At 68.9% G+C, this 12978-nt stretch carries 11 protein-coding genes and 1 pseudogene; 6 read left to right on the top strand and 6 right to left on the bottom strand.

The window, feature by feature from the left end; all coding sequences use genetic code 11:
• Positions 1-62 precede the first annotated feature (62 nt).
• Entirely contained in the window at positions 63-935 is an 873-nt protein-coding gene (locus ACFPZN_RS19440; protein ID WP_378283425.1) for an oxygenase MpaB family protein, read from the top strand.
• 2250 nt (positions 936-3185) lie between these two features.
• Positions 3186-4151, top strand: a complete 966-nt coding sequence (locus tag ACFPZN_RS19435) for a lysylphosphatidylglycerol synthase domain-containing protein (RefSeq protein WP_378283424.1) — start codon at positions 3186-3188, stop codon at positions 4149-4151.
• On the opposite strand, the gene ACFPZN_RS19430 is transcribed toward ACFPZN_RS19435, so the two are convergent.
• The 5 genes from ACFPZN_RS19430 to ACFPZN_RS19410 form a co-directional block, all read right to left on the bottom strand.
• Positions 4105-4974, bottom strand: coding sequence for a DUF1444 domain-containing protein (locus ACFPZN_RS19430; RefSeq protein WP_378283423.1), 870 nt, complete (start codon positions 4972-4974; stop codon positions 4105-4107). The genes ACFPZN_RS19435 and ACFPZN_RS19430 overlap by 47 nt on opposite strands.
• A gap of 944 nt (positions 4975-5918) precedes the next feature.
• Positions 5919-6725 (bottom strand): amidohydrolase family protein, encoded by an 807-nt coding sequence (locus ACFPZN_RS19425; RefSeq protein ID WP_378283422.1) that lies wholly within the window; start codon positions 6723-6725, stop codon positions 5919-5921.
• Entirely contained in the window at positions 6715-7281 is a 567-nt protein-coding gene (locus tag ACFPZN_RS19420; RefSeq protein ID WP_378283421.1) for a TetR/AcrR family transcriptional regulator, read from the bottom strand. Before ACFPZN_RS19420 ends, ACFPZN_RS19425 begins: the two co-directional genes overlap by 11 nt.
• 359 nt (positions 7282-7640) lie before the next feature.
• Positions 7641-8207: a hypothetical protein gene (locus tag ACFPZN_RS19415; RefSeq protein WP_378283420.1), complete on the bottom strand. Its 567-nt coding sequence runs from the start codon at positions 8205-8207 to the stop codon at positions 7641-7643.
• 660 nt (positions 8208-8867) lie between these two features.
• On the bottom strand, positions 8868-9716 hold the full coding sequence (locus ACFPZN_RS19410; protein ID WP_378283419.1) for a hypothetical protein: 849 nt from the start codon (positions 9714-9716) through the stop codon (positions 8868-8870).
• Between ACFPZN_RS19410 and ACFPZN_RS19405 the strand changes: the two genes are divergently transcribed.
• Positions 9715-10386 (top strand): gamma carbonic anhydrase family protein, encoded by a 672-nt coding sequence (locus tag ACFPZN_RS19405; protein WP_378283418.1) that lies wholly within the window; start codon positions 9715-9717, stop codon positions 10384-10386. The two genes, ACFPZN_RS19410 and ACFPZN_RS19405, sit on opposite strands and share 2 nt — an antisense overlap.
• Before the next feature lie 177 nt (positions 10387-10563).
• On the opposite strand, the gene ACFPZN_RS19400 is transcribed toward ACFPZN_RS19405, so the two are convergent.
• Entirely contained in the window at positions 10564-11304 is a 741-nt protein-coding gene (locus ACFPZN_RS19400) for an alpha/beta hydrolase (RefSeq protein ID WP_378283417.1), read from the bottom strand.
• A 382-nt stretch (positions 11305-11686) separates the two neighbouring features.
• Here ACFPZN_RS19400 and ACFPZN_RS19395 point away from each other — a divergent pair, with 382 nt between their 5' ends.
• The 3 genes and pseudogenes from ACFPZN_RS19395 to ACFPZN_RS19385 form a co-directional block, all read left to right on the top strand.
• Complete coding sequence (locus tag ACFPZN_RS19395; RefSeq protein WP_378283416.1) at positions 11687-11866, top strand: hypothetical protein; 180 nt, start codon at positions 11687-11689, stop codon at positions 11864-11866.
• Entirely contained in the window at positions 11863-12402 is a 540-nt protein-coding gene (locus ACFPZN_RS19390; protein WP_378283415.1) for an ATP-binding cassette domain-containing protein, read from the top strand. Before ACFPZN_RS19395 ends, ACFPZN_RS19390 begins: the two co-directional genes overlap by 4 nt.
• Positions 12377-12961, top strand: a pseudogene (locus ACFPZN_RS19385) (LLM class flavin-dependent oxidoreductase); the annotation flags it as partial. The gene ACFPZN_RS19390 and the pseudogene ACFPZN_RS19385, both read left to right, overlap by 26 nt.
• Between the last annotated feature and the right edge of the window lie 17 nt (positions 12962-12978).

Raw genomic sequence — 12978 nt, 5'->3', positions numbered from 1 at the left:
TTAGACAAATTACTTCTCTTGTCTCATCATGGCGTCAGCGGCTCGCCGTCACTGGAGGTGCGATGTCCACGCCCACCACCCACATGGCCCCGCTCGGCCCCGGCTCACTCCTGTGGTCGTACGCCGCGGACATGCGCTCCCTACTCCCCGGAGCCGCCGCCGGACTCATGCAGCTCATGCATCCCGGCATCGGCGCGGGCGTCTCCGAGCACTCGCAGTTCTTCGACGCCCCGTTCGACCGCATCTACCGGTCCGTCCCGCAGATCTGGGCCACCGTCCTCGCCCCCGACGGCGAGCAGCGCGCCCGCGGCATCCGCGACCTGCACCGCGCCATCGGCGGCGTCGACGAGCACCGCCGCCGCTACCACGCCCTCGAACCGGAGACCTACTGGTGGGCGCACGCCACGTTCACCTGGGAGATCTTCAAGGCCGCCGAACTCTTCCACCCCCGCGCCCTCACCGCCGAGGACCACGAGCAGCTCTACGCCGAGACCGTCACCTGGTACTCCCGCTACGGCATCAGCATGCGCCCCGTACCGCCCGACTACGCCTCGTTCCAGTCGAAGTTCTGGCACATCTGCGCCAAGCGGCTGGAACTCACCCCGGCCGCCGCCCGCGCCCTCGACATCGCCAAGCACGGCTCCGAGACCGTCTCCCTGATGCCCGTCGGCGGCGCCCGCCTCGAACGCGCCGGCCGTTTCGTGGCCGAACGCCCTCTGCGGCTGCTCACCTTCGGCTGCCTGCCCTCGATCGTCCGCGAGCGCTTCGACATCCCGTGGTCCCCCGCCGACCAGGTCCGCTTCTCCGCCCTGGCCCTGGCCAACCGCCAGGGCTACCGGGTCGTCCCCACCCGCCTGAACCACTGGACGCTCCGCAGCACCCTCCGCTACATCGGCTCCCAAACCCGCCCCGCCCGCTACCAACCCGCCGCCTGACCCGCCCCCGCCGCTGAACAGGACGCCCAGTCATCGTCGAGGTGCCCCAGGTAGGAACCGGGCAAGACCCACTCTTGAGCCGAGCAACGTGCTCATCCGCAACACATCCCGTGCCCATCAGCCCCAACCCGCCATCGACCCCACACACCGAGCACCAAACACCCGCTAAGCGGGGCCACCCTCCCACCCCCAAGAGCCGCTCAGCCCTCCACACACACACCCAAACCCCCGCGCCAAGGACACCCCCGACCTGAACCCCACGCCCCCACCCGCTGAACATGGGCCGACCTCCCAACCAACGTCGCCCCCAAGAGTCATCTCCGCCTTTCCACACACACACCCAAACCCCCGCGCCAAGGACATCGCCAGTTTGAACCCCACGCACCACCCCACCCGTTGAGCAGCGGCCGACCTCCCGACCGACATCCGGACCCCGAGGCCACCCCACCCTCCCCAGCGTGCACCCAAGGGCTCCCGCGCCCAAAGGGTGCCGTTTGGAAACCCGCGCCCACCCACCCACGCTTAGGCCCGGTGGGGCCCGGCGCGTCGGCCGCCGCTCTCGGGGCGCGCCCGCCCAGTTCGGGCTGCGCCCACCGCACCGCTTCCCCTCACACCAGCTGCGCCCGGTCATCTACGCCGGGGCTGCCCGCCCGCGCCACGCACGCCCTCCCCTCCCCACGCTTGGAACCTCCGCGCCCAGGAGGCCGCCCCCCGAAGACAAAGACCAGCCTCCGCCCACGACAACCCGCGCCCCTCGACCAGTGCTGACCCAAGCCTCGTAAGCCCGCGCCCCGAAGCACCAGCGCCAAACCACGAGCGTCCCCGACAACCCACGCGCCCGCGCCGTTCACGTGCTGACCAGCCCAGGTCCGAGCCGCCCAGCGTTCCGAAGAACGCCGCGCTGTAAACGCCCTCGCAAAGCGCACCGCCCCTGCGTTGCAACACTGTCGTACGGAAACGACGGCATTGGGATCGGCGCGTCTTGCCTGGTGGCGAGCTAGGTGATGGAGCGTGCCTTGTTGTTCGTCTGAGGTGTAGCGGGCAGTCGCATACTCTTCAGACAACTAGCCGACAACTGAAGGTGTGGAGACGATCGCCGCCGGCGCCGAACGCGCGGTGTCCGCCGGGCTCCCGGCCCCCAACGGTGACGCCGCGAACATCACGACCACCCCCACAACACCGCAGCCGCTCCAAGCGTCTCCCGACCAGACGCCCGCCACCCCCGCGTCCGCACGTCCACACGACGCACGCAGGCATGCACAAGGCACCGCACAGCCGCGAGGCGCCCCAACAACCACGGAGAGCGCCCCGGCAACCGCGCAAGGCTGCCCAGCAAGCGCGCAGGCCGCCCCGCCAACGGCGCAAGACGCCCTTGAAACCGCGCAAGCCGCCCCCACAACCGCGCAAGGTCCCCCGGGAACCGCGCAAGGCGGCGCAGCAACCACACAGGACACCTCGGCAACTGCGCAAAGCACTCAGGCAACGGCGCAAAGCGACCCACCAACCGCGCAACACACCCCGACAACCGCACAGACCACCCCCACAACCACGCAGGCCGCCCCGGCAACCGCACAACGCAACCCAGCAACCGCACAGGCCGCCCCCACAACCGCGCAGAGCGCCGCGGCAACCGCGCAAGGCTGCCCAGCAAGCGCAGAGGCCGCCCCGACAACCACGCAAGACGTCCCAACAACCGCGCAACGCAACCCAGCAACCGCACAGGCCACCCCGCCGACAACGCAAGACGGTCCCGAAACCGCGCAACGCGCCCTGACAACGGCGCAACGCGCCTCGGCAAGGACGCAAAGCGGCCCAACAACCGCGCAGGGCACCCCGACAACAACGCAACACAGCCCGGCAACGGCGGGCGTCCTGGCAACCGCAGAGCCCACCCCGGCACCTGCGCAAGGTGAACTTTCGGGGCCACAGGTGCCCACCACGGGTCTGCACAACTCCACCGCATGCCAGCCGGAGACCTGTGAACCTCCGCCGGCCACCTGCGAACACCCGCAGGTTGGTGAGGTGCAGATGCAAGGCGCCTCCGTGTGCCCGCAAGATGGCACCGCAAGTTCACCAGCCGCCTCGGGTCGCCTGCGAACTGTGGCCAGCCGCGTGCACCCGCGCACGATGCTTGCCCGGCTCCTACCAGGACCCTTTGCACGTGGCTACGAGCGCATCGCGACAAGCGGGCAGAGGCGTTCCAAGTCGCCCTCCCGCCCACTCCGCCGCTGGAACTGGGTCCTGCACTGCGTGCTGGGCGCAGCGGTCGTGCTCGGGTTGCTCGCCGCACTGTTCGCGCTCTATGGCGACGACCCCTGGCGTTCCATGGCGGCGGCGTTTCGCAACGTCCGCTGGGAGTTCGTGCCCGCGTTGGCGGTGCTGTCGGTCCTGCACTACGTGCTGGCCGCCATCGCGTTGCGCGGCGCAGCCGGGCACAGGCTCCCGCTGTACGAGACGACCCTGACCCAGTTCACAGCGGCCGCCGCCAACCGCGTCACGCCCAGCGGTCTGGGAGCCGTGGCCGTCAACACGCGCTACCTGGTGTGCAGGGGCATGCCCCTCCGCAAGGCGGCCGTGAGCGTCGCCTCCCTCCAGGTGGCCGGAGCACCGGCCGACCTCATCCTGCTGATCATCGTGCTGCTGATCGCCCAGGACTCGCGCATGCTGGAGACGGTGGCCGGCCAGGCCGCCAAGATCGTCGACCTCCTCCCTCCCCTCCCGGCGCTGCTCGCCGCTGCCCTGCTGCTGCCCGTGACCGTCCTCCTCGTCCGACGGGCCATGCGCTCCCCCGCGGTCGGCCAGGCGCTCACCGGGATGACCGACCTGTGCCGCCGCCCCGGAGACCTTGCCCTCACCCTCACGGCCTCCGCCGCGACCACGTTCGTGCTCGGGCTGGCCTTCGCGCTCAGCGTCCTGGCCGTCCCGGGAACCGCCACACCGAACGACATCCTGCCGCTGCTGGCCGCCTACCTGGTGGGCGCCGCCGCCGGCGCGGCACTGCCCGCACCCGGGGGGCTCGGCTCGACCGAGGCCGCGCTGGTCGGCGCGCTCGCCGCGGTGGGCATCGGCGCCGGTACGGCCCTGCAGGCCGTGCTGCTCTTCCGCGCCATCACCTATTGGGCACCGGTGCCGGTCGGGCTGCTCACCTGGCGCACGCTCCGCACCCGGATCAGTCCCGAACCAGCTGCTCCAGAAGCGACTGGAACTCCGCGCTGATCGACACGGCCAGGGTGTCGTCCTGCTCCTCGACCGCGCCCGCCAGCCGCAGTTCCCCCTCCTGCCACCAGTAGACGTTCGGGCTGACCGAACGCGGACCCTCCTGGAAGCCCGCCCACGCCAGCCTGATCAGCATGTTCATGGCGCCCGGCACGTCGTCGCCGCGCACCGGAGCGGCGTGCACCACGCCCTGCGCGGGCACGACGACCAGCGCCCCGTGCGGACCGGTCACCGAATAGTCGCCCGCCCACAGCGCATGCGCCGTGACGTATGCGGTCTCCCCGCCGAGCGAGCACAACCGCACCCCGTCGAAGTCGCCGTCCTCCATCTCCAGCGGGCCGTCGGCCCGCACGTTGTCACGTGCGACGCGGAACAGCTCGTCCGACTCGGTCTCCCACTCCGCCGCCATGTCGGTACTCACGATCAGCAATGAGGTCGGCTTGTCGATGACCAGCACCTCCACCAGGCCGGGCGCCACCGATCGCTGCACGATCTCCAGACCGGCCTGGAAGTCGTCGGCGTACAGCCGCATCCGCAGCAGGGGACGAACCAGCGCGTAGTCGCCCAGGTCGAGCGCGTCGTCGCCCTCGACCTCGGTCGTGGCGATCAGCGTCCCCACGAAGTCGGCCACGATCGCGGGCCACTGGCCCTCGGGCTCTCGCGCGACCCACTGCCGCAGGTTGGTGAGGTACATGCGCACCGGCTCCTCACGCCCCTGCCGCCGGAGTTCCAGCTCGTCACCGTCGACGACCGTGAACCCGTACCCGTGGTGCTCGACCACCGCGCACACCAACCCGACGAGCGGATCATTGGTGACGTCCACCACGGCCCCTCCCCCGACGTCACCGTCACGGCCGTCACCGGCATTTCCTGCTCCACCTCGGGCCGAGTCGCGCCTGCCGAACCACTTCATGTTCTCCGCCCTTCGGCGCTTGTCGTCCACCGGACGGGCTCAGCCTAGGGGCCCCCTCCGACATTCCCGGGAAGCCTGCAAACATCATGCGAATGGAGGTCACGAGGCCATTCCCACTTGACACCACGCCGCCAGAGACCGCTGCCTCTCAAACCATGCCCGGCCCGTGCGACCCACCGAGACGATGAGCCTGATGGCCGACCCACATCAACTACCCGTGCATCGGTACAAGCCATACAGAAGCCCGTTCGCCGCACTCACCCACGCGGCCGACGCAAACCAGTCTTCACTACAACTCGGCCCGGCACCTTCCACCCTTTCAACGAGAGGGCACCGCTTTCATCGCCTCCCCCGAGAGGGAAACCCTCCTTCAACCAGGGCCAGCGACCTCGGATCGATCCGGCGCCTATCATGTACCGACTCCCTGGCGCATTGAAGGACTCGCTACAAGGCCGAACGCTCGAGTGTTCCAGTCTCCCCACCCCCCGATTCGTTTGAACGAGCCAGGCAAGAACGGCTGGGCAACGAGGAACGTCCCTCGTCCGAGCCACGAAGCCACCGAATCGCCACTTCATGGCCATCTCCACTGAGGGCATATAGCACTTCAGTCGATTTCGCACCCACCGAAACGCCAATCAGTCCCACCCGACCTCATCGAACCCCAGCCGTTCACCAGGAAGCACACCCAACAGCGCAGGAGCGCTCTCCGAGTATGCCGCCACGGCACTTCCCCTTCTCGGGAAGCTCTGAAGTGCCGACTCACCGACGATCAGACTGTTCCGCGGGTACCTTCCACACGGATCGGCGCACATGCTCGAAGGGTTCGTCTCCGGCCGGTGCCTTTACATTGTAGATCACAAGCTGAAAACCTTTTGCGCGTTCCCTGCCAGGAACGCCTCTCGCTGCCCGTCCTCCAGCCCCAGGTCGTCCAAACCGCGCAGTGCCCGCTCCGCGGTGATCATCGGGAAGTTGGTGCCGAACATGACCTTGTGGCCGCGCTGCTTCATGTAGCGCACCAGCTCAGGTGGATAGCGCTCCACGGTGTACGCCGAAGTGTCGATGTAGACGTTCGGATGCTTGCGGCATACCGCGACCATCTCCTCCGTCCACGGGTAGCCGATGTGGCCCCCGACGATGACCAGCTCGGGAAAGTCCAGCGCGACTTGATCGATGTACGGAATGGGCCGTCCAACTTCGCTCGGGCGCAACGGCCCGGTGTGGCCCACCTGCGTGCAGAACGGAATGCCCAGCTCGACGCATTCCGCGTACAACGGGTAGAAGAGCCGGTCGGTGGGCGGCCGCTCCCACAGCCAGGGCACCACGCGCAGCGCCTTGAAACCGAGCTCATTCACGCAACGCCGCAATTCCCGTACGGCCTCCATGGGTTTCCGCAGGTCGACCGAGGCAACTCCCACCAGCCGGTCCGGCGCCACCGCCACGAACCCGGCCACCTCGTCGTTGCTCACGAGGTCGCCCTCGGGCCCGTACCAGGCGCTGATGAGCCCGACGTCAACGCCCCCGGAGTCCATCGCGGCCACGGTGACATCGACCGGGACCTCTTCGTCCGAAGGCTTCCGCCCGATCCACCGCCACAGCGAGTCGAGCATCTCGTGCTGCAGGAACCGGACCGTGCCGTGCTGCATCCACGCGTCAACGATCATCCTTGTCTCCTTCCAGAGACCTCCAGGCGGCCTGCCCCAGCCGCGCGATCTGCCGGTCGTCCGGTGCGGGAATCTCCCCGTTGAGCCAGAGCCGGCACAGTTCCTGGGCCGGCCCCAGCCACAGCACGAAGGCGGTCACCAGATCCAGCTCGGGCAAGGCGCCATGGTGTGCGTGCGCCCGCCACCAGCCCTGCACCTCCCCGTAGAACGACCGGTTGCGCCCCCGCAGGACGTTCCCCCCAGGCGGCCGTTCGGTGAACAGGAACCTGGCCCGTTCCGGATGCTCCATGCACCACCGCACGTGGAACGCCACCACGCTGGCGACACCCTCATGCGGATCCGCATGCTCACGCAGTTCCACCAGGAAGTCGGCCTGGTAGAACTCGATGCACTCCACGAACAGCGCTTCGGCGACCTGCTCCTTGGACGCGAAGTGGTGGTAGAAGCTCCCGACGCTGACACCGCCGGCCTCCCGCAACCGGCTCAGCGTCGTCCCGTTCACCCCGTCCCGCCCGAACAGCTCCAGCGCGGCCCGAAGAATCCGCTCCCGTCCCATAGAGCTGAATTCTGTTCTACTAGAACATTCTTCTACAACCCTAGAGAAGCCCCCAGTCGGTACCCCTCCCCCTCACCACGGCCGCCCGGCCACCTCCCTAACCGCAGAAGGCCGCGAGACGCTTCCACCGACCGCAGCGCCAGCCTTGACGAGGACGCACCCGCGGCCCAGGGGCTCACCGTGCGCCAAAGCCCTGACCTGCGGCGGCACGCCTGGCGGCGCTCACCTCACTGGCAGCCGCCTACCGGGTCTTGGCGGGCTCGGTTTTGCTTCGCGATCTGGACGGTGACGCTCGCCTCCGGCACCGCCTCACCCAGGTATCGCGCTTGCGCGGTACCGAGGACGCACCGAGACAGGCTCTAAACACCGGCCGGGGCGACGCGACGGTCGCAGGAACGGCGCCTGTGGTAGTCGACAGTGACGACCATCAGGAGCGGCGCCCAAGCCAGCAGCGGGGCATAGCAGATCACCTCCAGTTGCCCGGCGAGCCCCGATGGCGGCGGGATGGGCTGCTCCCCACCTATCACAACGGGGCCCTGGTCCACCCAGTCGAAGATGTTGTTCAACAAGAGGTAGGCGTAGAGCCCGAAGATGCAGATGCTTCCGGCGACGGCGGGAACAACCGCCGCCATCGGGGGGACCCGCCTGCCTCCGAGCAACGGGATCCATCGCGGCAACGCCTCTCCCCACGGCTGGACGAGTCCCAACGTGAGCAGGGCCAGCACCATGGAAACGACGCTGAGCGACGGCACGTAGATCTGCTCCGCCAACGACCCGCCGATCGGGTGCACCTCGTCTTCGTCGAAGAGCCCGGCCACCAGTGCGAGCCGCCACAGAGCCGACGGCAACACGCACAGCGGCACGGCGTAGGCCGCCCACACGATCCTCTTGGGCGGTGACGGGGCAACGACAAGTTCGTTCGACATGAAGCTCCTCTCTTCGCTCCGTCACCCTCTGCCACCCACTACCGGGTCGGCTTCCCTCGCGAGCACTGGCCGCCTCCCCCTCGAGGACCATCCCAGCCGCCAACCACCACCGCCCAACCCCGCACCCGGCGGCGTCTGGACCGGCTGCTCGGCGGACTCGTTCTCGGCGGCGGTGTCGGTCACCTGGCGTCTCCTTGATCATCGGATCCGCCGTTCATTAGACACTCCCGGCTCCGACAGCGGCCGAAGCATGGCCCCTGGACTGTCGAGCGGCCCGTGCCGCCAGGGGCCCGCCGATCACGGCGCAGCCCGTTGCCTCGCTGAACGAGATTGCGGCTCGCAGAACAAGGTCAAAGCGGGGATGGCCCCTGCACCGGCGACCACACCGCTGGATGGAAACTCCATTGAACGGGCCAGCGCCCGTTGATCGGTGGCGGTCTGCAAATGAGGGCTGGCGTCTGGAACGGCGATTTGGTGGAGTATTGGTTCGTCGTCGGCCACCAACTGCAGGTCATGGTGTGACGGCAGGGAGAGCATCGGCGGGGCCTCGTCCCTCCTCGATGCTGGAGGCGTTGGCGGTTCAGCAGCGCGCACGTGATCTCCTTCTGAGTCCGCTACGGGCGAGATCGCATTGGTTGGGTGGGAGCGTGGACGCGGGGTTCATCCGTTGCTCCCCAAGCCTCTGTGGAGGCGGGCCAGGCGGTCGGCTATGCGGTCCATGGTCTTGTCGTTCGGGTTCCAGCCGCGGTGGAGGAGAGCCGTGAGCAGGGCCTCGAGGTAGGGGCCCGGGCGTGGGAGGAAGTCCCTGGTGACGGGGATGATCTCCCATCCCTTCTGGCGGGCGAGCCAGCGGCGGCGTCCCTCGTCCCTGGCCCTCGCCCGGGGGCCGATGTGGTGCGGTTCGCCGTCGTACTCCATGCCGACGCGGAACTCCTCGTAGCCGAGGTCGATGTAGAAAGGGTCACCGCGCGGGCCCATGACGGGAATCTGCGTCTGGGGCCTCGGAAAACCCGTGTCGACGAGGACGAAACGGGTCCAGCTTTCACCTGGGGACGCGGCGCCCGGATCGCCCAAGCGGAGCATTTCGCACAGACGGGAGGAATGGGGAAGCCCTTTCAGATCTTGGGCCATGCGTTTGAGCGTGGCCGGCTCGACTCCCGCGCGCAGGAACTGGTCGAGGGCCGCGATCGCTTCGAGGCGGGGAAGCCAGCGGGCGCAGTCGAGGGCCGTCCGGGACACGGACGTCAGCCGTACTCCCGCCTCCTCGACGATGTGGGACGGCGGCAGATCCTCGCCGGAGGTCATGTCGATCTCCCGATCCGGCTCGGGCGGGCCGGGCGGTAAGACGTCCAGGCCCCAGATCCACGCGGCGGTACGGCGCGCGACGACCTTGGGCGGACGGAGCCTGCCGATCAGGGCCGCACGAGCTGCGGTGGAGGTCGCCTGGTCGTGGTCGAGCGGACCGACGGTGGTGCCGGCGAACCGCCAGCTGAGGTTCGTCGTGGTCATGACGTCGATGCTGCCGACCGGGCCGGGTGATCGGAAGAAGGTCCGCGAACTGTGGATAACCGGGGAGACTACAAGCATGATCATGGAGCATCGGGGACGGCGGCCGGTGGTGCCGGAGTCGGCGTACGTTGCGCCCTCGGCGGTGTTGTGCGGGGCGGTGGTACTGGGCGAACGCGTCCGCGTTTTGCACGGGGCCGTGTTGACGGCCGAGGACGGCGAGGTGCGGATCGGCTCGGACGTCGTGGTGATGGAGAACGCGCTCGTCAGGGGACGGGCGGCGCATGCGGCAACGGTGGGCGACGCGGTGCTCGTCGGTCCTCACGCGCACGTGAACGGGGCGACGATCGAGGACGAGGTCTTCCTCGCGACAGGAGTGTCGGTGTTCCCCGGAGCGGTCGCCGGGGCCGGATCGGAGCTGCGCATCAATAGCGTGCTGCACGTCAATTCGCGGCTGGCCCCTGAGACGGTGCTGCCCATTGGGTGGATCGCTGCAGGGGACCCCGCGGAGCTGTTCTCACCGGACCGGCATGAGGAGCTGTGGGAGGTCCAACGCGAGATGGACTTCCCCGGCACGGTATATGGGCTTCCCAGGGGTTCGTCCATGCGCGAGGTGATGGCGCGCCAGGTCGACTATTACGCGGCTCATAGGCACGACCGGCTCGTTGAATGACGCGCCTGGCACACCGCGGTCTGCATACAGGTGGGCCGAATGCACGTCTTGTTGACGATGCGCCCTGAGTGACCGTGCCCCGGGCGGCTGTCGCGTCTGGAGGAAGGCACTTCCTCTTGGGCGTTGCGCCTTGGCGAGTACGCGGCCGTGCAGGGATGGGGCTTTGGGTGGCTTGGCCTAGCGTTGCGCGAGGGCCCACTTGCCTATGCGCTTGATGAGGTCTGGGGTCGCCGCCACCTCGGCGTGCCCGAATCCGGGTTCGATCCACAGCTCACGTGGGTCACGCGCCGCGTCGTACAACTGGTGGGCGTGCTCCAGGGGTAGGAACGGGTCGGCGTCGCCGTGGACGACCAGCAGCGGAGTCGGGGCGATGCGTGAGGCGACCATGTGCGGCGCCTCCGGTTCAGGGTTCCAGCCATTCGCGGCGACGCGCGTACCCCGGGCCAGGCGCACCGCGAGTCGGCCCACGCGACGTTCGATCACCCAGTGAACGCGCCGCATGGGAACCGTGTCGCGGTAGTACCAGCGTGCGGGTGCGCTCACGGAGACGACGGCATCGACGCCGCCGTACAGGGCCGCGTGCCGTACGGCCACGGCTCCGCCCAGGGAGAAGCCCGCCACGGCGACGCGTTCGTATCCGCGGCGGCGGGCCGCGGCGACGGCGGCCTCGATGTCGAAGACCTCCCTGTCGCCCACCGTGGAGCGGCCGCCGGACCGTCCATGACCGCGAAGATCGAGGCCGAGCACGCCGCCGTGGGCGCTGAGCACGACGGCGATCCGGCGCAGTGGGGGCTGCCGCCAGGAGCAGGTGAACCCGTGGGCCAGGACGATGCACAGTCTGGGGTCGCCCGGGGTGTGACCCGCGTCGATGCGAACGCCGTCGCGGGTGAACAGGGTCAGCGGCTCGGTTTCCCTCACATCCGTATCATCGCGAACTTCCGGATTTGTCCGATTAGCGGGTCCCGATGCCGCATGCCGCTTCGCCTCGGCGGCCTCGCCATCGTCCGGCTTCCACCCGCCCATCCCCGCCCCCGTTCAGAACCCGCAGCCCCAAGCATCCCCTCTGGGGCGCGCGATCATCCCGCGCAAGCGGCCGTGTCCTGCGATTTCAGCCGCAGGGCTGACACCTGACGCTCGCCATGGCGTCGATTGTGCCGGGTGACGGCACGCGGGTGATCGGCCTCCGCATGATTCGCCCAGAGGATGCCCACGCGTACGAACCGCCCACCTCGGATAATTTCTTATAAAAACGGTATGTATAGTCAGCTAGCCAGGGATATGGCTGCAAGAAGGAGGGCATGTGACGGCGGCGAGCGGCCGGGGGCTGCATCTGAACGCCTTCATCCAGGGCGTCGGGCATCACGAGGCGGCATGGCGGCATCCGGAGACCGACCCGGCGCGGCTGACCGACGTGCGGTCCGGAGCGGATCGGGCAAGAGCACGCTGCTGCGGGCCCTGGCACGGCTCGATCCGGACGTGAAGGGCTCCGGGCACCTAGAGGTCCCCGAGAACCGTTCAGTGATGTTCCAGGACTCCCGCCTGCTTCCCTGGGCACGGGCACTCGACAACGTCGTCCTGGGCCTGGACGCCCCCGACTCCACCGTGCGGGGCCGCGAGGCGTTGGCGGACGTGGGCCTGGCCGGACGGGAACGCGCCTGGCCCAACGCACTGTCGGGCGGCGAGCAGCAGCGCGTCGCGCTGGCACGTTCCCTGGTGCGCGAACCGGCACTGCTCCTGGCCGACGAGCCGTTCGGCGCCCTGGACGCACTGACCAACTGCGCAAAGCACCGTCCCGCAGTGCTTCTGGTGACACACGACGTGGACGAGGCCATCACCCTGGCCGACCGCGTCCTGGTACTGGACGAGGAGCGCATCGCCGTCGACCTGCAGATCGGCCTGGCGCGGCCAAGGGACCACGAGCACCCCGACTTCCTGGCCACGAGAAGGACCCTGCTGCAAGGGCTGGGCATCACGAAGGAGGACGCCCGCGATGGCGCCGGACCGACTGCACCTTAACGTTTTCGTGATGGGCCACGGCCACCACGAGGCGGCCTGGCGCCATCCGCGTTCCACCACCGCCGCCATCACCGATGTCACCCACTACAGGCGGCTGGCGCAACGCGCCGAGGAGGGCCTGCTCGACTCGGTGTTCTTCGCCGACCAGCTCATCGTGGGCGGCGACACCGAGCACCGCCCCCGCAGCGGCCTGGAACCGCTGACGCTGCTGGCCGCGCTCGCCACCGCGACCGAGCGGATCGGGCTGATCGCGACGGCGTCCACCACCTACACCGAGCCGTACAACCTCGCCCGGCAGTTCGCCTCGCTCGACCACATCAGCCATGGCCGGATCGGGTGGAACATCGTCACCTCGTGGGCGCGGGGCGCCGCGCGCAACTTCGGGCTGGACCGGCCCATCCCGCACGACGAGCGGTACGCCCGCGCGTTCGAGTACATGGAGGTCGTCACCAGGCTGTGGGACAGCTGGACCGACGACGCGATCCTGCACGACCGGGAGTCCGGGCGCTTCGCCGACCCCGGCAGGATCAAGGGGGCCGGGTTCGAGGGCCGCTACTACCGGGTGAACGGCGCGCT

The organism is Actinomadura rugatobispora, assembly GCF_042656285.1.
In the GTDB taxonomy this organism is placed as follows: Bacteria; Actinomycetota; Actinomycetes; order Streptosporangiales; family Streptosporangiaceae; genus Spirillospora; species Spirillospora rugatobispora.
The sequence above is the reverse complement of the archived record's forward strand: the minus strand, read 5'-3'. Positions and strand labels throughout refer to the sequence as shown.